This is a genomic window from Micromonospora sp. NPDC004704, assembly GCF_053601675.1.
In genome coordinates, this window is record NZ_JBSGCD010000006.1 from 141,115 (window position 1) to 163,158 (window position 22,044).

The 22,044-nt window shown below is 73.1% G+C and carries 14 protein-coding genes; 7 read left to right on the forward strand and 7 right to left on the reverse strand.

Translation table 11 applies throughout. The features are described from left to right. Window positions 1–20: 20 nt before the first annotated feature. The 4 genes from ACWEFB_RS10530 to ACWEFB_RS10545 all read left to right on the forward strand — a co-directional run bounded on the left by ACWEFB_RS10530 (window position 21) and on the right by ACWEFB_RS10545 (window position 7,475). A complete protein-coding gene (locus tag ACWEFB_RS10530) occupies window positions 21–3,119 on the forward strand; it encodes a hypothetical protein (protein WP_452284275.1) in 3,099 nt (1,032 codons plus the stop codon). Next, window positions 3,116–6,409: a right-handed parallel beta-helix repeat-containing protein gene (locus tag ACWEFB_RS10535; RefSeq protein ID WP_452284277.1), complete on the forward strand. Its 3,294-nt coding sequence runs from the start codon at window positions 3,116–3,118 to the stop codon at window positions 6,407–6,409. Before ACWEFB_RS10530 ends, ACWEFB_RS10535 begins: the two co-directional genes overlap by 4 nt. A 179-nt stretch (window positions 6,410–6,588) precedes the next feature. Next, window positions 6,589–7,170, forward strand: coding sequence for a sigma-70 family RNA polymerase sigma factor (locus ACWEFB_RS10540; RefSeq protein ID WP_326557891.1), 582 nt, complete (start codon window positions 6,589–6,591; stop codon window positions 7,168–7,170). Window positions 7,171–7,259: 89 nt separating this feature from the next. Beyond that, window positions 7,260–7,475 carry a zf-HC2 domain-containing protein gene (locus tag ACWEFB_RS10545; protein WP_452284279.1) on the forward strand — a complete coding sequence of 72 codons (216 nt, stop codon included), beginning with the start codon at window positions 7,260–7,262 and terminating at the stop codon, window positions 7,473–7,475. Between the two features lie 21 nt (window positions 7,476–7,496). Here the strand turns inward: ACWEFB_RS10545 and ACWEFB_RS10550 are convergent, their stop codons facing one another. The 4 genes from ACWEFB_RS10550 to ACWEFB_RS10565 all read right to left on the reverse strand — a co-directional run bounded on the left by ACWEFB_RS10550 (window position 7,497) and on the right by ACWEFB_RS10565 (window position 14,533). After that, a complete protein-coding gene (locus ACWEFB_RS10550) occupies window positions 7,497–9,284 on the reverse strand; it encodes a ricin-type beta-trefoil lectin domain protein (protein WP_452284281.1) in 1,788 nt (595 codons plus the stop codon). Between the two features lie 112 nt (window positions 9,285–9,396). Continuing rightward, on the reverse strand, window positions 9,397–10,152 hold the full coding sequence (locus tag ACWEFB_RS10555; RefSeq protein ID WP_452284606.1) for an ABC transporter permease: 756 nt from the start codon (window positions 10,150–10,152) through the stop codon (window positions 9,397–9,399). 104 nt (window positions 10,153–10,256) lie between these two features. Beyond that, window positions 10,257–11,276: an ATP-binding cassette domain-containing protein gene (locus ACWEFB_RS10560; RefSeq protein WP_452284283.1), complete on the reverse strand. Its 1,020-nt coding sequence runs from the start codon at window positions 11,274–11,276 to the stop codon at window positions 10,257–10,259. A 92-nt stretch (window positions 11,277–11,368) separates the two neighbouring features. Next, the gene (locus ACWEFB_RS10565) at window positions 11,369–14,533 is read right to left on the reverse strand and encodes a BTAD domain-containing putative transcriptional regulator (protein WP_452284285.1); all 3,165 of its coding nucleotides are present in this window, start codon (window positions 14,531–14,533) and stop codon (window positions 11,369–11,371) included. Window positions 14,534–14,861: 328 nt separating this feature from the next. Between ACWEFB_RS10565 and ACWEFB_RS10570 the strand changes: the two genes are divergently transcribed. Then, a complete protein-coding gene (locus tag ACWEFB_RS10570; protein ID WP_452284287.1) occupies window positions 14,862–17,303 on the forward strand; it encodes a M14 family zinc carboxypeptidase in 2,442 nt (813 codons plus the stop codon). A gap of 83 nt (window positions 17,304–17,386) precedes the next feature. Here ACWEFB_RS10570 and ACWEFB_RS10575 read toward each other — a convergent pair whose 3' ends face one another. Then, complete coding sequence (locus ACWEFB_RS10575; RefSeq protein ID WP_452284289.1) at window positions 17,387–18,115, reverse strand: HD domain-containing protein; 729 nt, start codon at window positions 18,113–18,115, stop codon at window positions 17,387–17,389. Window positions 18,116–18,144: 29 nt separating this feature from the next. Further along, window positions 18,145–18,798: a phosphoribosylanthranilate isomerase gene (locus tag ACWEFB_RS10580; protein WP_452284291.1), complete on the reverse strand. Its 654-nt coding sequence runs from the start codon at window positions 18,796–18,798 to the stop codon at window positions 18,145–18,147. A gap of 262 nt (window positions 18,799–19,060) precedes the next feature. Here ACWEFB_RS10580 and ACWEFB_RS10585 point away from each other — a divergent pair, with 262 nt between their 5' ends. Further along, the gene (locus ACWEFB_RS10585; RefSeq protein ID WP_452284293.1) at window positions 19,061–19,984 is read left to right on the forward strand and encodes a serine hydrolase; all 924 of its coding nucleotides are present in this window, start codon (window positions 19,061–19,063) and stop codon (window positions 19,982–19,984) included. On the opposite strand, the gene ACWEFB_RS10590 is transcribed toward ACWEFB_RS10585, so the two are convergent. Next, the gene (locus ACWEFB_RS10590) at window positions 19,971–21,287 is read right to left on the reverse strand and encodes a benzoate/H(+) symporter BenE family transporter (RefSeq protein ID WP_452284295.1); all 1,317 of its coding nucleotides are present in this window, start codon (window positions 21,285–21,287) and stop codon (window positions 19,971–19,973) included. The genes ACWEFB_RS10585 and ACWEFB_RS10590 overlap by 14 nt on opposite strands. A gap of 184 nt (window positions 21,288–21,471) precedes the next feature. Here ACWEFB_RS10590 and ACWEFB_RS10595 point away from each other — a divergent pair, with 184 nt between their 5' ends. Beyond that, window positions 21,472–22,041, forward strand: a complete 570-nt coding sequence (locus tag ACWEFB_RS10595; RefSeq protein ID WP_452284297.1) for a helix-turn-helix domain-containing protein — start codon at window positions 21,472–21,474, stop codon at window positions 22,039–22,041. The last annotated feature ends 3 nt before the right edge of the window (window positions 22,042–22,044 follow it).

A 22,044-nucleotide genomic window follows, 5' to 3' on the forward strand; every position in this document is an offset into this window, starting at 1 on the left:
ATGCGGGAAGGGGCGGTCCGGTGATCTCAGAGCGCGCCACGGCCCCGGCCGTCGGTTCGGTGATCGCCGCGCTTGCCGGTGACGCGCTCCTGCTGCGTACCGCCGCCGACGATCCGGCGCCGATGATCCGGCTCACCGCCGCCCTGCCGGTCGAGCCGGACCGGGTCACCGTGCTCAGCACCCCGGCGGTGACCACCCTCCCGGATCTGTCCACGCTGCTGCCCGAACTCCTCGCCGAGCACCTCGGCGGGAGCGCCGCCGGGATACGCCTGCTCTGCCTCGGCACGTACGCCGAGCCGGTGGCAGTGGATCTCCTGGTCCGCGACCTCGCGGAGCGGATCGGGCAGGAGGTCGTCCTGCCGTTGGATCCGTGCAGCGTTGACGACGGCGGGCAGCCCGGAACGTTCACCGGTGGGCGGGAGTGGCTCAGCTGCGCGCCGGGCGGGACACCGGTTCCGGAACCGGAATGGCCGCCACGACCACCGGCACCGACGCCCACCCCGGCGACGAGCGGGGACGCCACCACGGCCCCCGTCGTGAGCGCCGACCTGACAACAATCCCCGTCGTGAGTGCTGAGCCCACGACAGCTTCCACTGCTGACACCGGCCTCGACGTGGGTGCGACCACGACCCCGACCGCGAGGGTGGACGCGGATCGACGGGCTGAGCCGACCGCCGACGCTTCGGTGTTCCGGCGTCCCGGCATCGGGCAGATGGCCGGCCCATCCATCCCTCGCTACCTGCCCTATGGCGGCAACCGGCGCCGACCCGGCACGACAGCGGCACCGCCGGTCAATGTGACGGCAGCACCGCCGGACGGTACGACAGCGGCGCCGCTGCCGGGCAGGGCCGCAGTGGTGCCTGCCGTCGACAGCCCTGTCCCGGTGGTGGTGGCCGCACCGGAGCCGCAGGTTGCCGGACGGTCCACACCGGCCGGCTGGTCGTTCCTGGCCGGGGACGCGCCTACGGTCGGGATGCCGCTGGCGGCGGGCTTCCTGGTGGAGGTCGAGATCGGGGCGACCGGGTTCCGGGTGGCCGGCCGGCCCGTTCCGCCCGCCGGCCTGGCGAAGCTGATCGTGGCAGCCCAGCGTGGGTCGACCCGGCCGGTGGTCCTGCTCAGTTCTGGCACGTTCCCCGGCGGCCCGGCCGCCGACCTGCTCTTCGGTGGACTCGCGGACGCACTCGGCGGCACCGTGTACGTCGCCGACGCGGCCGTGTCGGTGACCGCGCACGGGTTGCTCGTCACGGAGGGGCAGTTCCGGCGGTGGGCGCCGAGAAGCGCCACCCCAGCAGCGGGTCCACGTCACCGGACGGTCGGACGCGTTCTTCCCGTGCCGGCCGGAACGCGACGTCGTCCGGGCAGCCCGACGGCGGCCGTGCCCGTACCACCGGGGGCGGCCGTGCCCGGGGCGGCTGCGCCCGGGGCGGCCGAACCCGAGCCGGACGGGTCCAGGGCGGACGGTCATGAAACGGCCGTACCCGAGGCGGGCGAGATCGGGTCGGCGGTCGAAGTCCCGGCGGCAGCGGCGGCGTCGGGCGAGGGTCGCGCCGGGCCGGACCGGGCGGAATCGGGACAGCACCCGTCGAGGCTGCCCGAGCCGGTCACCGTGGAGACGAGCCCGGTGCTCGCGGCCGGCCCGGCCGTGGCCGAGCCGGTGCCGGTCGAATCCGTGGCTCTGCTGGACTCCGCCCGTTGGCGCGATACCCCACCCGCACTGGAGGTGCCGCGGATGATGCACCCGGCGGGACCTCTTCCGGTTGTCCCCGTGCCCGATGCCGCAGCACCGCCGCAGGCACCTCCTCCGACCGTCCCACTGCCGGCGCCGGCCGCGCCGGTTGCGTACACCGGTGTTGCCCGGACCGAGACGCAGGCGGCGGCGCGCAGTCAACCCGTGCCGGACGCGGACACTCCCGCGGCACGGTTTTCCGGTGGCGTCAGTTTCGGCGATCCGGGAAGCCCGGCCCTTGTCGAGTCGGTAAGCCTGGCGCTTGTCGAGTCGGGGAGTCCGGGGCTTGTCGACGGGCGGACCGGCCACCAGGCGCCCTCTCCGTACGGTGTCGACCAGCGGCAGCCGGCCGGCGCGGGGAGTCCGACGGGCGCGGTCACCGAGGCCGAGGCCGTGGGTGGGCCGCCCGCACCCGCGGAGCCGGAAGGCGTGGCCACCGGCGACCGGGCCAGCATCGGCAACGCGCAGCACATGATCACGGCGACGGCGACGCCGGTGGCGTTGGGGCAGCCCGGCCCCGAAACCCGGCCGGCGGCGGTGGCACCGGCGCCGTTCTGGCTCACCGAGGAGACCTGGGACCCCGCGGATCGCGGACGCCTGCGGGACGCCCTCAACGGACGGTACGACGCACACGTGCGGGTCATCACCCGGACCCTGGCCGAGGAGCCGGGCATGCGTGCCGCCGGTGCGTCGGCCGAGATGATCGCCGGGCTGGTCGCGTTGCGGGCGTACCACGACGGCGAACGGGAGGCGGTGAACCGGGAGCTGCGGACCGGGGGTCAGGTCGAAGATGGTCCGGCCGGCAACGGCGAATCGGGGGAGCGGGCCCGACTGCTGGCCCGTGGCGCCGTGCACGGGCTGCGCCGGCTTCCCACCGTGCTCGGGCCCGTCTACGCGTCGGCCCAGCTACCGCCGCCGGCACTCGCCGGCTACCGGCCGGGCGTCGACGTGGTCGAACCGGCCTTCCTCGACGTCGACCTCGCCGCCGCCCCGGCGTCCGAGGCAACCGTCCAGTTCGTCATCTGGTCCGCCAGCGCCCGCCGGCTCGACCGGATCAGTCCCGGTGACACGGCCGCCGCCCTCTTCCCGCCCGGTAGCCGGTTCGCGGTTCTCGCGGTCGACCGTCCGGACGACGACCAGGAGCCGATCCGGGTGCTGCTCCGGGACCTGGCCGGGCAGGGCGTACGCGGCGACCGGGGGGTGGACCGGCTGCTCGACCGGCTACGCGCCGCCCGTACGCCGACCACGGCGGTCAACCGGTCCCGATTCCTGGAGTTCGCCCCCGGGCTCGACCCGTCGGGTCAGGTTTTTGCCATCCCGTCGCAGCTCGTCCCGTCCGGTGCGGCCGACGGGCGGTCACTGACCGGGCACAGTGGAGGTACGCGAACGTGAGCCAGGACATGCTGTCGGTCTCCCAGCACGATCCCACCTGCCCGTCCAGGATCTCGGACGCGCTGGCGGCGGCCGCGCCGGGCGCCACCATCGTGGTGCAGCCGGGGACCTACCGGGAGCAGTTGCGGCTCACCGGCGACGTGACCCTGGTCGCCGAGGACGGTCGGGGCACCGTCACCGTCCAGGCCGACGGCGGTGTGGCGGTGTTCGTGGGAGGCGGTTCGGCCACCCTGCGCGGACTGGCGGTCACCGGCGGCAGTGACCGGTTCCCGGCGGTGCAGCTCGGTGGTGGCACGTTACGGATGAACGGCTGTGACGTACGCGCCGACGGGATCGTGGCCGTCCATGCCGTCGCCGGGCGGCTGGAGATGGACGACTGCGCGGTGACCAATCCGACCGGCGCCGGGTTCCTGGTAGAGCAGCAGGGCTCCGGAACGATCGGCAACACCGCGATCACCGACATCGGCGGCGCCGCGATCGTCATCGCCGCCGGCGCCGATCCGGAGTTCTCGGGCTGCACCGTGTCCGGGGTCCGTGGCGCCGGGGTGCTCTCCACCCGGGGCGGCCGGGGCACCGTACGCGGGTGCGAGATCAGCGCGGTCGACGGCCCGGCGGTCGCGGTCGAGGAGGAGGGTGCGATCCGGGTCGTGGACACCGTCGTCCGGGACACCCCCGGCTCCGGGCTGGTCGCCACCGACGGCAGCCCGATCCTGGAGGACTGCGAGTTCCGTGGCATCGGCGGACACGGACTGGTCTGGTCCGGTCGGGCCGCCCCGGAACTGCACCGGTGTCGGGTGACCGGCACCGGGGGCCACGGTGCCTTCCTGCTCGACGCCGCGGCCGGTCTGCTCGACGGGTGCGAGTTCGCGGAGACGGGCGCGGCGGCGGTAGCGCTCACCGGCACCGCCTCGCCCCGGGTCGAGGGGGGCCGGATCGTCGGCGGTGACGGGGTGGCACTGCTCCTCGACGGGTCGGTGACCGGCGAGGTCACCGGAACCGAGGTGCGGGGCGGCACCACCGGGGTCCTGCTCCGGTCCGGCGCCGACCCGCAGCTCACCGGTCTGACCATCGAGGGCGCCACCGAGTACGGGCTGCAGTCCGTCGACGGCGGCCGGGGCACCGTACGCCGACTCAGCGTGACCGACTGCGCCGAGGCGGCGATCCGGGTCGGCGCCGAGGCAACGCTCGTCATCGACGACGCGAACCTGCGGGGTGGCCGGGTCGGGCTGCTCGTCGCGGCCGGCGGCACCGCCACCGTGACCTCCTCCGACCTCGGCGAGGCGCACGACGCGGGGGTGACCGTCGAGGCGCGCGCCGAAGTCACCCTCCGGGACACCCGGGTGCACCACAGCGGCGGATCCGGGGTCCGGTTCGCCGCCCGGTCGCGGGGGCGGCTGGACCGCTGCGACATCTTCGACAACGCCGCCGACGGGGTGTGGCTGGACACGACCGAACCGGTGTCGATGACCGGGACGACCGTTCGCAACAACGGCGTCCAGCAGGTACGCCGGGGCGTGCCGAACAGTTCACCGGAGCCGGTCCGGGCCGACGCGGACGAACCGCAGCGACCGGAGTCGGCCGAGCCGACCGCCGACCCGGTGCCGGCGGAGCGTGCCGTCGAGGACCCGGTCACGCCGTTGCTGGCCCAGTTGCACGCCCTGGTCGGGCTGGCCGGGGTCAAGCAGGAGGTCGCGACCCTGGTCGGCCTGCACCGGATCAGCGCCCGGCGCAGCGCCGCCGGGCTGCCGATGCCACCGATGTCGCGGCACCTGGTCTTCGCCGGAGCGCCCGGCACGGGCAAGACCACGGTGGCCCGGCTCTACGGGCAGATCCTGGCCGCGCTGGGTGTCCTGCCGGGCGGGCAGCTCGTCGAGGTCGCGCGGGCCGACCTGGTGGCCGAGCACATCGGTGGGACCGCGGTGAAGACGACGCAGAAGTTCACCGAGGCGATCGGCGGGGTGCTCTTCCTGGACGAGGCGTACGCGCTCGCCCCGGTCGAGGGCGGGTCCGGCCACGACTTCGGTCGGGAGGCGATCGACACCCTGGTCAAGCTGATGGAGGACCACCGGGACGAGGTCGTGGTCGTGGTGGCCGGCTACTCGCCGCAGATGCGTACGTTCCTGGCGTCGAACCCCGGCCTGGCGTCCCGGTTCTCCCGGACGGTGGAGTTCGACAGCTACACCACCGACGAGCTGGTGACGATCGTCGAGCGGCTGTGCAGCACCCACCACTACGCCCTGGAGTACGACACCCGGCTGGCCCTGGCCCAGTTGTTCGACACGATGCCCCGGACCGAGTCGTTCGGCAACGCCCGGGTGGCCCGGCGGGTGTTCGAGGAGATGATCGGGCGCCAGGCGTACCGGCTGTCGGAGGCGGGGGCGTCGTCCGGGGTCGAGCTGGCCCAACTGCTGCCCCAGGACCTGGGTGCCGCTGCCGCCTCGGCGGTGAGCGCCGGTGCGCCCCGGGCGGCCGAGGTGGACGCCCTGCTGTCCCAGCTCAACAACATGATCGGCCTGGCCGGGGTGAAGCGTGAGGTGTCCGACCTGATCGACCTGCTGGCGAACGTACGGGCCCGGGTACGGGCGGGTCTGCCGGTCCCGCCGGTCTCCCGGCACCTCGTCTTCTCCGGCCCGCCCGGTACGGGCAAGACCACCGTGGCCCGCCTCTACGGGCGGCTGCTGACCGCCCTGGGTGTGCTCAGCGGTGGGCAGTTGGTCGAGGTGGCCCGCGCCGACCTGGTCGGCGAGTACGTCGGCCACACCGCGCACCGTACGCGGGAGGCGTTCGACCGGGCACGTGGCGGAGTGCTGTTCATCGACGAGGCGTACACGCTCGCCCCGGCCGACAGTCGCAACGACTTCGGTCGGGAGGCGATCGACACGCTGGTCAAGTTGATGGAGGACCACCGGGACGAGGTGGTGGTGATCGCGGCCGGTTACGACCAGGAGATGGCCGCGTTCCTGGCCGCGAACGCCGGTCTCCAGTCGCGGTTCACCCGACACATCCACTTCGTCCACTACCAGGCCGACGAGCTGGTGGCGATCTTCGAGGGGCTGGCGCGGGCGAGCGGCTACGAGTGCCCGGGCGACACCCTGGTGGCGCTGCGGGCCCACTTCGAGCGGGTGCCGACCGGCCGCTCGTTCGGCAACGGCCGGTACGCCCGACAGTTGCTCGACGAGGCGGTGACCCGGCAGGCCGGACGGCTCCGGTCGGTCGCTTCGCCCAGTGTGGACGACCTGCGGATCCTGCGCGTTTCGGACGTCTCGCCAACGGTGGGCGCCAATGTCTGAGGACTGATCGGACACATCGGACGGCCCGGAAAGCCTTGCCACACACCAACATTCATCTTCAAGACATTCATGTGTCTCCTTTCCTCCACCGTCGGTCAGACCGGGCAACGCAACGTGGCGGCAGTCGTCGGGCGCTCCGCTCGACGGCGGTGGCGTGGGGAGGCAACTCGGTGGTTGCGGTGTGCAATGAGACGGGCGCGGCGGTGTCGTCCTCGACCGGTCGGGACATCGCCGATCCGTCCCGGCCGGACCGGCGTCTCACCGATGCCCGGATGGCGGTCCTGTACGAGACGCACTCCGACCCGCTGTTCCGTTTCCTGCTGCGGCTGACGCTGGGCGCCCGGCACCTGGCCGAGGATCTGCTCCAGGAGACCATGGTGCGCGCCTGGCGGAGCATCGACGTGCTCGCCGCGGATCAGGAGTCCCAGCGCCGGTGGCTGTTCACCGTGGCGCGGCGGATCGCCATCGACGCCGCCCGCGCCCGGCAGGCCCGGCCGACCGAGGTGGGGGTCGTCGACATGTCTCGGCTGCCGGCGACCAACGACGCGATGGAGGGCGTGGTCGCCGCGCACACCGTACGCGAGGCGCTGCCCAAGCTGAAGCCGGAACACCGTACGGTCCTGATCGACCTGTACTTCCGTGGCCTGTCGACCGGCGAGGTCGCCGCCCGGCTCGGTATTCCGGAGGGCACGGTGAAGTCGCGCGCCCACTACGGCCTGCGGGCGCTGCGGGCGGCCGTCGGGTCGACCAACGCCGACTGACCGTGCCCCGGCGGCCCGCCGGGTCGGGTCCTAATCTTGGTGTGACAGCACCGCGTGGTGCCCTCCATCCGAGCAGATCCGGCGGACCCATGACCGACCTCGACCCCGCGCACCCGGACCCGAACCACCCGGCCGGGCTCTACCTCCTCGGCGCCCTGGACGCCGACGCCGAGGCCGCCTTCGAACGGCACCTCGCCGGGTGCGCCTCCTGCCAGGACGAGTGTGACCGGCTCGGGCCGATGGTCACCGCGTTCGGGCGGCTCGACGCCGACGAGGTCATCAACAGGGAGCCGCCGGTCGGGTGAACCGAGCCGGCTTCCGGGCGGTCAGCCGCGCCACCACTTCTGGTTGGCGTCACCGCTGCACTCCCAGAGCTGCAACCGGGCCCCGTTGCCGGTGTTCCAGTCCTGTACGTCGACGCATTTGTCGGCGAGCTTGTTGACCAGGTCGTGGGCGCCGTTGAGGGTGAACCGCTGCGCCGGGCCCCCGTTGCAGACCGCGAGCTGGACGGTGGTGCCGTTGGCGGTCGACGCCCAGGCCGCGTCCATGCACTTGCCGAACGCCCGCACACTGCCGTCGGCCGCGAACGTCCACCGCTGGTTCGCCGACCCGTTGCAGGACCAGAGCCGCAGCGGTGATCCGTCGGCCGAGCCGGACGCGTCGATGCACTTGTCGACGTACCCGTGGATCGTGACCCCGGACGGCGCCGGCTTGGTCGTCGTCGGCGCGGGTTTGGGCGGGTTCACCGGCGGATTCGGCGCCGCCGGGGGTGGCGGTGCGGCCGGCGGCGGCGCGGCCACGACCGGTGGCGCCGCCGGGGGTACGGCCGGTGGTGCCCCGGGCGGTGCGGCCCCGGCCGGCGGTGGTGCCGGTGGCGGCGCGGATCCGGCCGGTGGTGGCACCGCCGGGCTGCCGGGACGGGGCAACTGTGCCCCGGCCGGTGGACCACCCAACCGCGGGTCGTTGGCGTAGTGGTCGGCGTAGGCGAGCACCATCGCGGTGTGTTCGCGCAGGCCCGGCGAGTCGGGCAGGCCGCCGGCCTGCTGGACCACGGCGCTACCCCAGTGGTACGCGGCCAGCGCCATCGGGTACGGGTCCGTCCCGATCCCGGACAGTTCGCGGGTGAGCACACACATGGCCTGACCGAGCGCCGGGATCGCGGCGTCGGGGTCCCACGGGGAGGCGGTCGGGGGCGCGTACCGGGCCCAGGTCTGCGGCAGGAACTGGGCGACCCCCTGGCCGCCACCGGCACTGAGCAGGTTCGGGTTGAAACCGGAGGACGCCATCAGCTGGGCCGCGACCCGGGCCGGGGTGACCGTGGCGCAGACCTGCCCGGCGGCCAGCACCAGGGGCAGGTAGCCGTCCGGCACCGGGATCGGGGCGGTACCCGCGGTGGGCACCACCCCGACGGCGCGGGGAGTGGGACTCGGGCTGCCGGCGGTGAGGTCGGGCTTCCGCTCGTACCAGGTCGCGTACGCGGCCACGGTGTCGACGTACCCGCGCGCCGCCGCCGGCACCCCGCCCGCCGTCCGTACGGCCGGCAGCCCCGACCGGTACGCGGCCAGCGCCAGCCGCCACGGGTCCCCGTCGACGCCGGACCGGCGTACCTGTCCGACCAGGTCGCACATCTGATGGGCGAGGGCGAAGATGTTGGCGTCGGTGTCCAGCCGGGGCGCCCTGGGCCACGGGGCCCAGTCCTGCCATGCGCTGTCGGTCAGCGCGGCGATGCCGGCCCCGCCCGAGGAGTCCGCCCGCAGGTTCACCTCGAACCCCGACGCCGCCATCAACTGTGCCGCCACCCTGGCCGGGGTCAACGCCGGGCAGGACAGTGCGGCGGCCGCGATCGTCGACACCTGCGCCACCGGAACCGGGCTGGCCGCGCGGCCGGACTCCTGCGCGGTCGCGTCACCGAAACCGGAGCCGGCCGCCACCGCACACACCCCGACCAGTCCCAGTACGGCGGTGACCGCGACCGCCCGGCGCAGCCGCAGATCGAGCCGCAGGTGCCGTACGGGCAGCCGCCGACCCGCCCCGGCCCTGGCCCACCGGGCGACGGCGGCCACGCCCCGCCCGCCGAGGCGTCGTACGGCTCCGCCGCCAGCCGTTGCCCGCACGGGCACCTCCCTCACTCACCCGGACCCGACCCCCACAACGGCCCGCACCCGCCACCGGTTCACCGCCACCGCCACCGGCCCCCGGACTCGGGGCGCCGGTAGCGGCCGACCCCTAGCGGCTCAGGCGCCGGTAGCGGCGGACCGCCAGCGGAGCGAAGACCGCGATGAGCAACAGCGGCCAGCAGACGGCCAGCAGCACCGGGTGCTGGGCGACGAACGAGTCCCCACCGAGGCCGGGGTTGCCGAACAGGTCGCGGGCCGCCGCGACGGTGGACGAGAGCGGGTTCCAGATCGAGATCGCGCCGAGCCAGTCCGGCATCAGCTCCGGTGCCACGAAGACGTTGGAGAGCGCGGTGAGCGGGAAGGCGAGCGGGAACACGATCACGGAGACCGTCTCCGGGTTGGGCACCACCAGCCCGAGGTAGATCCCCAGCCAGGTGAGCGCGACCCGGAGCAGCAGGATGAGCGCGACCGCGATCAGCGCGTCGGCCCACCCGTTGCGCCACTGCCAACCCACCAGCAGGCCGCAGACGACCAGGGTGGACATCTCCAGCAGTGCGCGCAGCAGGTCCGCCACGCTCCGGCCGGTGAGCAGCGCGGACCGGCTCACCGGCATCGACCGGAACCGGTCGACCACACCCTTGTTGACGTCGGTGGCGATGCCGGTGGCGGTCGCACCGAGGCCGTACAGCATGGTCATCACGAACACGCCCGGCAGCAGGAACTCCCGGTACCCGCCACCGCCCGGCACCGCCATGCCGCTGCCGAAGACGTACCCGAAGACCAGCACGAACATGATCGGGAGGGAGAAGTAGAGGATGAGTTCCTCCGGTGCCCGGACCACGTGCGTCATGTAGCGCCCGGTCATGGCGCGGGCGTCGGAGACCGCCCAGCGCAGCCGGGTCGACGCGGTCGGTGCCGGCTCCGCGCCGGTCAGTGCCGGTGCACCGGTACGGGTGTCCATCGTGGTGTTCATCGCCGCCGCGCCCCGTTTCCGCTGGTGGAAGCACTGGTCGCGGTGCCCGTGGAGCCACCGGTGGGTGGGCTCGTGGAACCGCCGGTGAGATGCAGGAACGCCTCGTCGAGGGTGGGTCGCCGCAGGCCGATGTCCTCGACCGAGACGCCCGCGTCGACCAGTGCCCGCATCACCTCGGCGAGCGCGGCGACCCGATCGGTCACCGGGGCGCTGAGCCGCCGGGTCTCCGGGTCGCGGTCCGGGGTCGTGGCGCAGACCCGCCCGACGATCCCGGCGGCGATGTCCAGCTCGGCCACGTCGTGCACGACCACCTCCACCCGGTCGCCGCCGATCTTCGACTTCAGCTCGTTCGGGGTGCCCTCGGCGACCACCCGACCGGAGTCGACCACCGAGATCCGGTCGGCCAACTGGTCCGCCTCCTCCAGGTACTGGGTGGTCAGCAGCACCGTGGTCCCGCCCCGGACCAGGTCCCGTACGGCGTCCCAGAGGCGGTTGCGGCTGCGCGGGTCCAGGCCGGTGGTCGGCTCGTCGAGGAACAGCACCTCCGGTGTCCTGATCAGGCTGGCGGCGAGGTCGAGCCGGCGGCGCATCCCGCCGGAGTACTCACCCGCCGACCGGCCGGCCGCGTCGGCGAGCCCGAACTGCTCCAGCAGCTCGTCGGCCCGGCGCCGGGCCTGGCGTGGGCCGAGGTGGTGCAGCCGGCCGAACAGGGTCAGGTTCTGCCGTCCGCTGAGGATCTCGTCGATGGCGGCGTACTGGCCGGTGAGTCCGATCCGGCCGCGTACCCGGGCGGCCTGGCGGGTGATGTCGAGTCCGGCCACCTCCGCCCGGCCGGCGTCGAAGCTGAGCAGGGTGGCGAGGATCCGTACCGCCGTGGTCTTGCCGGCGCCGTTCGGCCCCAGCAGGCCGTACACCGTGCCGGCGGGCACGGCCAGGTCGAAGCCGTCGAGCGCCCAGTTGGGGCCGTACCGTTTGCGCAGCCCCTCGGTCAGGACCGCTGGTCGTGTTGTTGTCATGACCCCGAGCCTGGAGCCCCGCGCTGACCGGTCACGCACCGGCGACTGACGGGCCCGCACCGGTGACTGACGGGGCCCGCCGGGGCGGTGCGTCAGTGGCCGGCGAGGACCCGGAGCGCCTGGTCGCGGCCGAGTGCCGTGCCCCGGACGAAGGCCGGTTCGTACGCCGCGTCCCCGAGGACGGCTCTCGTACGGTCGGCGATCCGGGTGAGTTCGGCGGCTCCGGCGACCGTGACGTCGCGCAGCACCCGGTCGACCGCGCCGAGCAGCAGCGCGGCCCTGGTCGGGTCGGTCCCGCCCAGGTCGAGCCGGACCAGGCCCTCGACCGCCTCGCCCAGCGGCGGCAGGCTGTCGAGCACGAGCGTGCTGGTCAACGCCCGCGCGTAGAAGTCGCGTGCCGCGCCGACACCGTCGGTCACCTCGGCTATCCGCCCGAGCATCACCAGCAGGTCCAGCCGGGTGCCGGCGGCGGCGAACCACCCCTGCGGACACTCCGTCAGCGCGGCCTCGCACAGCTCGCGGGCCTCGTCGAGGTCACCGCGGCGGCGGGCGATCTCGCCGAGACCGAGCCGGGACGCGGCGGCGAGTTCGAGCGCACCCGCCTGCCGGGCGAGCTGTCCGGCCCGGACGAAGTCGGCGTACGCACCATCCAGGTCGGCGGCCTGGATCCGTACGTTGCCGCGGGTGCGCAGCAGATCCGAGATGTCCACGGTCGAACCGAGCTGTTCGGCCAGCGGCAGCGCCTCGGCCAGCGACGCCAGGGACGACGCGTGGTCGCCGCGCGCGGCGGTCAGTTCGGCTGTGGTGGCGAGCGCCAGCACGGTGCCCCACCGGTCACCGATCGCGCGCAGGCCCTCCAACCCTCGGGCCAGTGCGGCCTCGGCCGGCTCGGCCTGCCCGGAGAACAGCCAGGTCAGGCCCAGGCCGATCGAGGTGAGCGCGCGTGCCCACGGGTCCGAGCCGAGCAGCCCGCCCTCGTCGATCATCGCGAGCATCGCCTCCGTGCTGTCCGCCGGTGGCCCGGAGGCCATCGCGGACAGGAAGAGCAGGAAGGGCTGACGGGGTGGCCGACCCAGGGTACGCAGCACCCACTCGGCCGCGTTCGACCCGGTCGGTGGCTGATGCCGGGTGAACCCGCCCAGCGCGGCGTTCAGCAGGCAGAGGGTGTGCTCCTCCTCGAGGCCTCGCGGTGGCTCGGTGCCGACCGTCCGGAGCACCTGTTCGGCCAGGACCGTGGCCTCGCCGCGCAGTCCGCGTACCCACCAGTAGAAGGACAGGGCCGCGACCAGCCGGAGCGCGGGGGCGGGGTCGGTGCCACCGGTGCTACGGCGCAGGGCGGCGTGCAGGTTGTCCCGTTCGGCGTCCAGCCGCCGGAGCCAGTCCAACTGCTCCGACCGGCGCAGGTGCGGGTCGGCGGTTTCCGCGAGGTCCAGGAAGTAGGCCGTGTGCGCCCGGTGCAGCAGGTCGACCTCACCGGCCTCGGCCAGCCGCTCGGCACCGTACGCGCGTACCGTGTCCAGCATCCGGTAGCGCCCGTCGTGCACCTCGACCAGGGACTTGTCGACCAGTTCCGCGAGGACCTCGACCACGTCGTGGCCGGGCATCCCGCAGACACCCTCGGCGGACTCCACGGTGGCGCCGCCGGTGAGGACGGTCAGCCGGCGGGCCAGCACCCGTTCGGTCGGGTCGAGCAGGTCCCAGCTCCACTCGACCGCCGCGCGCAGCGTCCGGTGGCGCGGCAGGGCGGTCCTGCTGCCCCGCGACAGCAGCCGGAACCGGTCGTCGAGCCGGGCCGCGATGTCCGCGACCGGCAGGGTCCGCAGCCGGGCGGCGGCCAGCTCGATCGCCAGCGGCAGCCCGTCGAGGGTACGGCAGATGCGCAGTACGGCGTCGAGGTCGGCGGCGCCGAGATCGAAGTCCGGTGCCACGTCGACGGCCCGTTCAGCGAAGAGTCGTACGGCCGGGTAGTCGCGGGCGTCGGCCGGCGTGGTCCGCTCCGGTGGCAGCGCGAGCCCGGTGACCGGGCACAGTGCCTCCCCGGTGAGTCGCAGTGGTTCCCGGCTGGTGGTGAGGATCCGCAACCGGGGACAGGCGTGCAGCAGCCGGGCGGCGAGCCGGGCCGCCTCGGCGACGACATGTTCGCAGTTGTCCAGCACCAGCAGCACCGGGCGGTCGGTGAGCGCCGCCACCAGCCGTTCGGTGGTGACCTGCCGGTGCTCGGCCGGGGTCCGCAGTCCCGCGTCCCGCAGTCCGAGTGCGGTGAGTACGGCCTGGGCCATGTTGGTGCCGGGGCTCACCACGGCCAGTTCGACGAAGCAGACCTCACCCTCCTGCCGGCCGGCGGCCTCGATCGCCAGCCGGGTCTTGCCGGCGCCACCCGGACCGGTGAGCGTGACCAGTCGGGCCTCGCCGAGCAGCTTGCCGACCCGACGCAGTTCCTCGTCCCGGCCGACGAAGCTGGTGAGCTGGCCGGGCAGCCCCGGCCGGGCCGTTGACGCCGGTGTCGGTGGCTGATCCGCCCGGAGGACCGAGAGGTGTACGGCGACCAGTTCGGCCGAGGGGTCGGCACCGAGTTCGTCGGCGAGCGTACGGCGGGCGTCCTCGTACGCGGCCAGTGCCTCGGCGGGCCGGCCGGCGGCGTACAGCGCCCGCATCAGCAGCCCGCGCAACCGTTCCCGCAGCGGGTACGCGGTGACCAGTTCACGCAGTTCCCCGATCGGCGACGCCCGGTCGGGGAGCCCGAGTTCGGCGTCGACCCGGTCCTCGACGGCATCGAGTCGCAGTTCGTCCAGGCGGGCCGCGTGCGCCCGACCGGCCGGGGTGTCGGCGATGTCGGCGAGCGGTTCGCCCCGCCAGAGGGCGAGTGCCTCCCGGAGCAGGGCGGCGGCCTCGGTCCGGTCACCGGCGGTGAGTGCCCGGCGGCCGGCGGTGGCGAGCCGGTCGAACCGGTGCGCGTCGACCTGTTCGGGGTCGACCGCGAGCCGGTAGCCGGTCTGGTGGAACTCGACCAGCGGGTGCGCCGGGTCCTGGCCGGGCAGTGCCTGGCGCAGCCGGGAGACCTGTGACTGGAGGGCGTTCGCGGCGCCGTGCGGCGGGGTCTCGCCGTAGAGACCGTCGATGAGCCTCGGTACGGGCACCACCCGGCCGGCGTCCACCAGCAGGAGGGTGAGCAGGGCGCGCAGGCGGGTGCCGCCGACGGTGACCTCTTCCCCGTCGGTCCGGAGTACCCGGGTCGGGCCTAGGATGCCGTACCGCATGGCACCCATTGTCGCCCACCGGGCCGCGGCGGTTGCGCCGGCGGCCCCGGCGGTGGGCGCGACGGCGCAGGTCAGGGTCGGCCGGTCGATCGGAGTTGCCGGCAAACCTCCGCGACGTCTACTTCGTCGTCCCACCCGCGTACGCCCGGTGCGTACGCGATCTTGGGCAGATGCCGCTGAATCGGGGACAAGTATGTCAATATCTGACGTTCCTCGGCCGGTATTGACGAAGATCCGTAAGGGGCAAAGACTGGCGCCCGCACTTACGTGTGGCGCCGGGTCGAAGCCCGTACCCGGCCCGAACACGCTCGCTTCTGGAGGACCTCGGATGAGGAGTTCCCACCTGGGCAGGGTCGGCCGGATGGCGGCCCTGCTCGCCCTACCGGTCGCCCTCGCGCTCAGCGCCGGCCCGGTCGGCGCACAACAGTCCCAGCCGGACGGGCAGGTCGTACCCGACCGGCAGTCCAGCACCGAGCAGAACGGGGTCGCGCTGATGCGCGTCGTCGTGCCGGGCCAGTCCGACCTGGACCGGCTCAACGACCTCGGCGTCGACCTCGCCGAATACAAGAAGCCGGTCGACGACGGCCTCGAGGTGCACGCCGTACTCAGTCCGGAGGAGACCCAGCAGCTTCGTGAGCTGGGCTTCGACGTACGCGACGCGATCTCCGACCAGACCGACTTCGCGGAGAACAAGGCCGAGCGGCAGGCGGCCATCGCCGCGGCGGCGGTCGACGCGGACGAGGTCGACAAGCTCACCCCGCTGCGCGCGGAGTGGTTCACCAGCATCGACGACCAGCGTTTCATCTCGGTCGAGGTGAAGTCGAGCGCGATCGACGCCCAGACGAGCCTCACCGTCACCTGGGACAAGGGCAAGGGAACCCCGGCCGGCTCCGGCGGTACGGCGACCATGTCCCGGTTCACCGACGCCGGCCAGTACATGTACCACCGGTTCAACACCCCGATCCCGGTCACCGACGCGCCGGCCACGGCGACCATCACCAGCAACCGGGGCGGCACCGTCACGGTTCCGGTGAAGAAGTGGCTGGGTGCGAAGGTCAAGGCGCCGAGCAAGCACTACCTCTCGGACTTCGTCGACCACTACATGGACCCGACCGAGATCACCAACCGGATCACCACGCTGGGCCGGGAGTTCCCGAAGATCGCCGAGGTGATCGACCTCCCGAACCTGACGAACGGTTACCGTCGTGCCGCGCAGGCGCAGTTCGGCACCGATGCGGCGAGCACGCTCTACGTCAGCTCGAAGGCGTACGGCTCCGAGGGCGGCAACGGTCTGACCGTGGCACTGGTGAAGCCGGAGGCTGCCTCGGCGCCGCTCGGTGTCGTGGTGACCGGCCGCAACGTCGTGGTCAACCTGGCCACCGACGGCTCGGCCGCGGTCAGCAGCACCGCCAAGCAGGTGGTCGACGCGCTGAACGCCGACACCGGGGTGTCCGCCCTGCTCACCGCCGCGACCTACCGGGGCAACGCCGGGGCCGGGCTGGTCTCGGCCGCGCCGGCCGCGACGCTGACCGACGGACTCAAGGCGCCGGCGTACGTCTCGCGTGACCCGTTCCAGATGAAGGCGCTGCGGATCGGCAAGAAGCGGGACGGATCGAAGGTGGGTGTCTTCCTGTACTGCCAGGAGCACGCCCGCGAGTGGGTCACCCCGATTACCTGTGTGGAGACCGCCGAGCGGCTGCTGCGCAACTACGCCACCAACGAACAGACCCGCAAGCTGGTCGACGGCCTGGACATCTTCATCCTGCCGGTGGCCAACCCCGATGGCGCGCACTACAGCTTCTACGATTTCAACTCGCAGCGCCGGAACATGACCAACCACTGTACGGAGACCAACTCCGACCCGGGCCGGCGCAACTCCTGGGGCGTGGACCTGAACCGGAACTTCTCCGTCGGTTCGGTCTTCGACGGCTACTCGGGTGCCTCGACCACCTGCACCGGCGACACGTTCGCCGGACCGGCCGAGCTGTCCGAGCCGGAGGCCCGCAACGAGGTCTGGCTGACCAACCAGTTCCCGAACATCAAGTTCGCCATGAACACCCACTCGTACGGCGGGTACTTCATGTGGCCGCCGGGGGCGTACAAGACCGCCGGGCGGGAGCTGCTGCCGTCGCCGGACTTCGGCACCGAGAACTACTTCTGGGACGCCTCCACGCACGTGCTCAAGGCGGTCCAGTCCTACCGGGGCACGGCGGTGTGGCCGGGCCGTACCGGTCCGGTGCCGGACGTGCTGTACTCGGCGGCCGGTAACAGCGCCGACGAGCACTGGTTCAACCGGGGCATCATCGGCTGGGACTTCGAGGTCGGGTCCGACATGTACGACCCGGCGACCGGTCGGTTCAACGCGGTCGGTTTCCAGCCGCCGTTCGCCGAGGGGCACGAGGAGGCGATGGAGTTCGCCGCCGGGCAGATCGCCATCCTCGAGGTGGCCCAGGCGTACGCCGCGGACAAGACCGACCCGGTCTCGACGCTGACCGTACGGGACAAGGGCGTCGGCTCGAAGGTGTTCAGCTTCAAGATGGACGAGCCGGCGAACATCTACTACACCCTGGACGGCAGCCGGCCGACCCTGAACTCGACCCGGCTCACCTCGGCCGGGATGCGTGAGGGCGCGCAGGAGATCACCATCAACGCGAAGACCACGGTGAACTGGTTCGCCGTCGACATCGCGGGCAACATCGAGAACAACTACCAGCCCACCGGCACCCGCAACAACTACAAGACCCAGACGCTCTACGTACCCAAGCAGTAGCCCCACCGGGGATGTACGCGGTGGCCGCCGACCCTCGGGTCGGCGGCCACGTCGCGTTCGGGTGGCCGAGGCCGGGACGGGCGTCAGGCGGTCGGTGCCGGTTGGTCGAGGATCGCGCTGAAGCGTTCCTCGGCCAGGTCGAGCTGTTGGAAGATGTGCTGCTTCACCCGGTGCGACAGTGGCGTGTCCGGGCGGCCGATCAGCTCCCGGAACACCGGCACCAGCGGCCGGTACTTGGTGGCGGACGAGGTCACCTTCGGGCCGACGGTGTGGATCACGCCGACGCCGTTGTCGGTGAAGTCCGACACCTTGATCACCCGTGCCCAGGGCTCCCGGTCCAGGCTGGCCGCGACGTGCTCGCGGTACTGGACGTACCGGTCCCGGTCGGGGGTGAACGTCGGGTTGGTGACGGCGGCGACCAGGCAGGCGACCCGGTCACCGAACCGCCGGGCCAACTCGGCCAGGGCGGCCGGAGTCGGGTCGGCGGCCCCGCTGGCGCCGGCCAGTTCCGCCGGGTGGTCCTCGACCGAGTCGTGCAGCAGACCGGCGACGACCACGTCCACGTCGTCCACGTCGTAGTGGTGCAGCAGCCGGATGCTCACCCGCAGCAGGTGGTTCAGGTACGGCTCGCGGACCCGTCTGTCGTCCCGGTGCAGCTCGCTGGCGAGGTCGAGGGCGGCGATCAGCCGATCCCGGTCGGCCGGGTCGAACCGTTGGATCTCCAGCCGGAACCTCTCCCGGAGTCCGGCCTCACCGTGGATCTCGGTGATCGCGTGCATCGGCATGCTGGCGAGGTACGCGGGAAACTCCATGGCGCTACTTATATCGGATCCCAGCAAGATCAGCTTTGTTCGGCACGCGCCCGGGTGGCCGCCAGGAACTCCCGGATCAGCGCCGGGTCCTTCACGCCCCGGCTCACCTCGACGCCGCTGGAGACGTCGACGCCCCACGGCCGCAGCGTGTCGATCGCGGCGGCGACGTTGCCGGGGTGCAGGCCACCGGCGAGCAACCAGTGCCCGTCCGGTACGTCGCGGTCGAGCGTGTCCCAGTCCCAGGCCGCCCCGGAACCGGGCTGCGGCGAGTCCACGATCAGCAGGTCCTCGCCGAGCGCGCCGCACCGTAGACCGCCCGGGCCGCCGGCAGAGGTGCCCCGGATCAGGGGCAGGCCCAGGTCCCGCAGCGCCGCGTAGTGGCTGGCCGGCTCGTCGCCGTGCAGTTGGATCGCCCGTACCCCGGACTCGGCCACCGCGGCCCGGACCGCCTCGACCGGCTCGCCCCGGAGCACCCCGACGGTCAGTACGCCCGCCGGAACCGACCGCGCCAGTTGGGCCGCCTGCGCCGGGGTCACCTGCCGGGGGCTGGCGGTGAGGACGAACCCCACCGCGTCCGCGCCGGCCCCGACCGCGGCCTCGACGTCCCGCTCGGTCCGTAGCCCGCAGACCTTGACGAACATCCGATCCCGCCCCTCCGCGTCCGGCCAGTGCTGCGGCGCCATTCTCGCGGGCGGGGTCGGAGCGCCTCGCCCCGGGATCGCCGTCCGGCGCGTCGTGGCCTCCCACGCGGTGGGGCGTACGCCGTAGGGGTGAGGTGAAAGTCGTACATCTTCTGTTTTATCCGAATAATGCTCAACTGTAGCGGCGAGTGCCTTCGGGCTGTGTCCATCGCGATATCCGAGCCTGCCATGCAACTTCCCACCGCCTCGGTCACGTCATCGTCCTGCGCTGACCGAGGGGTCAGCGGCGCGATAGGGGAGATCGATGGAAGCTGGAACAAACCGGTCACGGCGCGGTGGCCTGTCGCGCCGACAGGCGATCACTTCGGCCGCGCTCGCCGCCGCCGGTCTGGGAGTGCTCGGCACCGGGTTGGTCCTGCGCCTCCCAGAGGCCGCCGGTGAGGCCGGGCCGGGCGCGAACACCCCCAGCCCGACCCCGAGCCCCACCCCGGACCTGCTGGCCGAGGCGCAGACCCGGATCGAGGCGTACGTCGCCGCGCTGGGTGAACGGATCACCCTGGCCGTACGCGACCAGGTGACCGGCACCGAGTTGACCGTCGGGACCCGCGCCTTCCAGACCGCCAGCATCGTCAAGGTCGACATCCTCGCCGCCCTGCTCCTGCGCGCCCAGGAGAAGGGCGAGCAGCTCACCGCCACCGACCGGCAACGGGCTCGCCCGATGATCGTGATCAGCGACAACAACGCCGCCTCCGCGCTCTACCAGAAGATCGGCAAGGTCGCCGGCCTCACCGCCGCCAACCGGACGCTCGGCCTGGTCGAGACCAAGCCCAACGTGCACTGGGGCATGACCACCACCACCGCCGCCGACCAGGTACGCCTGCTCGCCGCGATCACCGCCACCGACAGCCCGCTGGCACCGGCCAGCCGCGCGATGATCCTCGACCTGATGAGCCAGGTCGACAAGACGCAGCGGTGGGGTGTTCCCGCCGCCGCCACCGCGCAGACCACCGGGGTCTACGTGAAGAACGGCTGGGTGCCGGACGACGCGAACGGCAACCGCTGGGAGGTCAACACCATCGGCCGGCTGGTCGAGCCCGGACACGACTGGCTGGTTGCCGTACTCTCCGACAACCACGTGAAGCTCCAGGACGGGACCGCGATGGTGGAGAAGGCGGTCACGTACGCCCTCGGCGAGCTGCGCGAACTGCCGGCCGTCACGATTCCCTGACCCCCTGCCGGGGCAGCGCGGTCGCCGTCCCGTCACCCCCGCCCGGTGACGGGTCGGCGCTCGGACCGACCGGGTCCGCCGCCGGTGGGCCGGCCGGGTCTTCCGCTCTCGGGTCGGCCGGTTGGTCGGCCGGGTCTCGCTCCGTTGGCTTGGCGGGCCGGCGGTGCAGCAGGACGAACAGGCCGCCGGCCAGTAGTCCCCAGAAGGCGGCGCCCAGGCCGAGCACGGTGATCCCGGACGCGGTCACCAGGAAGGTCACGACGGCGGCCGGTCGTCCCTCGGGTTCGGCGACCGCCGCCGCGATCGCCGCGCCGAGGGCGCCGAGCAGGGCCAGCCCGGCGACCGCCTCGACCAGCACCGGCGGCGAGAGCAGCACCACGGCCGTGGCCAGTCCGGACCCGAGCCCGAGTACGAGCTGGCTGCCCCCGGCGGTGACCGAGGCGATCCACCGTCGGCGCGGGTCGGGGTCCGCGTCCGGTCCGGCGGCGAGGGCGGCGGTGATCGCCGCGAGGTTGACCGCGTGCCCGCCCAGCGGTGCGGCGAGGGTGCTGGCCAGCCCGGTGCCGACCAGGACCGTACGCAGGGGTGGCCGGTAACCGAACCCGGCCAGCACCGCCATGCCGGGCACGTTCTGGCTGGCCATGGTGACCAGGAACAGCGGCAGGGCCAGGCTGACCGTCGCCGCCCAGGTCCACGTGGGGGCGGTGAACGCGATGGTGGGGCGCAGGTCCGCGCCGGCCAGCCCGCCGGGCGGTGCGGTCCACACGATCGCCACCACGGCGACCGCGAGTGCCGCCGGTACGGCCCACTGCCGGGCGTAGCGGCTGAGCACGGCCCAGGTGACGACGATCGGCGCCGCCATCAGCGGTACCTCGACCAGGGCGCGTACCGGGGCGACGCAGAGGTCGAAGAGCACCCCGGCCAGCATCGCGCTGGCCACCGGCACGGGGATCGCCGCGACCGCCCGGCCCAGCACCGGGATCAGGCCCGCCGCTATGACGAGCAGGCCGCAGAGGGCAAACGCGCCGACCGCGGCGGCGAACCCGCCCGGTACGGAACCGGTGGAGATCAGCAGGGCGGCTCCCGGTGTGGACCAGGCGATGCTGATCGGCATCCGGTGACGTACCCCGAGCCAGATCGCGACCAGGCCCATGGCCAGACAGAGGGCGAGCAGACCGGAGGCGGCCTGGCGTTCGTCGGCGCCGACCGCACGGAGGGCGGCGAGGACCACCGCGAAGGTGCTGGCGAAGCCCACCAGTGCGGTCAGCACACCGGCCAGGACCGGTTGGAGCAGGCGGTTCATCGGTGCCTCCCACCGTCGATCTCGATGCCACCGGTACGGTCCGGCGTTCGGAGTCGCGTCGTCCGCGGCCATCCCGACCGTTCCGTAACCCGTCCGTTCCGTAACCCGTCCGTTCCGTAACCCGTCCGTTCCGTAACCCGACCGTTCCGTAAACGGAACGCCTAGGGATCTGGAGAATAGCGGCATGGACTCAACCGTGGTCGAGCCGGGCGGCGCCGGGGTGGGGCACCGGCTGCGCGAACTCCGCGAGGCACAGGGCCTGTCGCTGTCCGCCCTGGCCCGCCGGGCCGGCATCGGCAAGGCGACGCTCTCCGGGCTGGAGGCGGGCACCCGCAACCCGACCCTGGAGACGCTCTACGCGGTGACCGCGCAGCTCGGCGTACCCCTGGCGGCGGTGCTCGCCGGCAGGGCCGGCCCCGAGGGCGGAACACCCCCGGTCGTACGCGGTCGGGCGGTGGTCGCCACCCTGCTCGAGGTGTTCGAGGAGGCGTCGATCACGTACGAGCTGTTCCGGCTGCGGGTCCTGCCCGGACCGGCGCAGACCTCACCCGCGCACCACGACGGGGTGACCGAGCACATCACCGTCTTCGCCGGGGTGCTGCGCGCCGGACCGCTGGACGCCCCGCTGGTCGCCGGCCCCGGCGAACACGTCTCGTGGCGGTCCGACGTACCGCACGGCTACGCCGCCGCCGGTCCGGACGAGGTGCAGGCCAGCCTGCTGATCCGCTACCCGCGCCGACCCGGACCGTCCTGACCG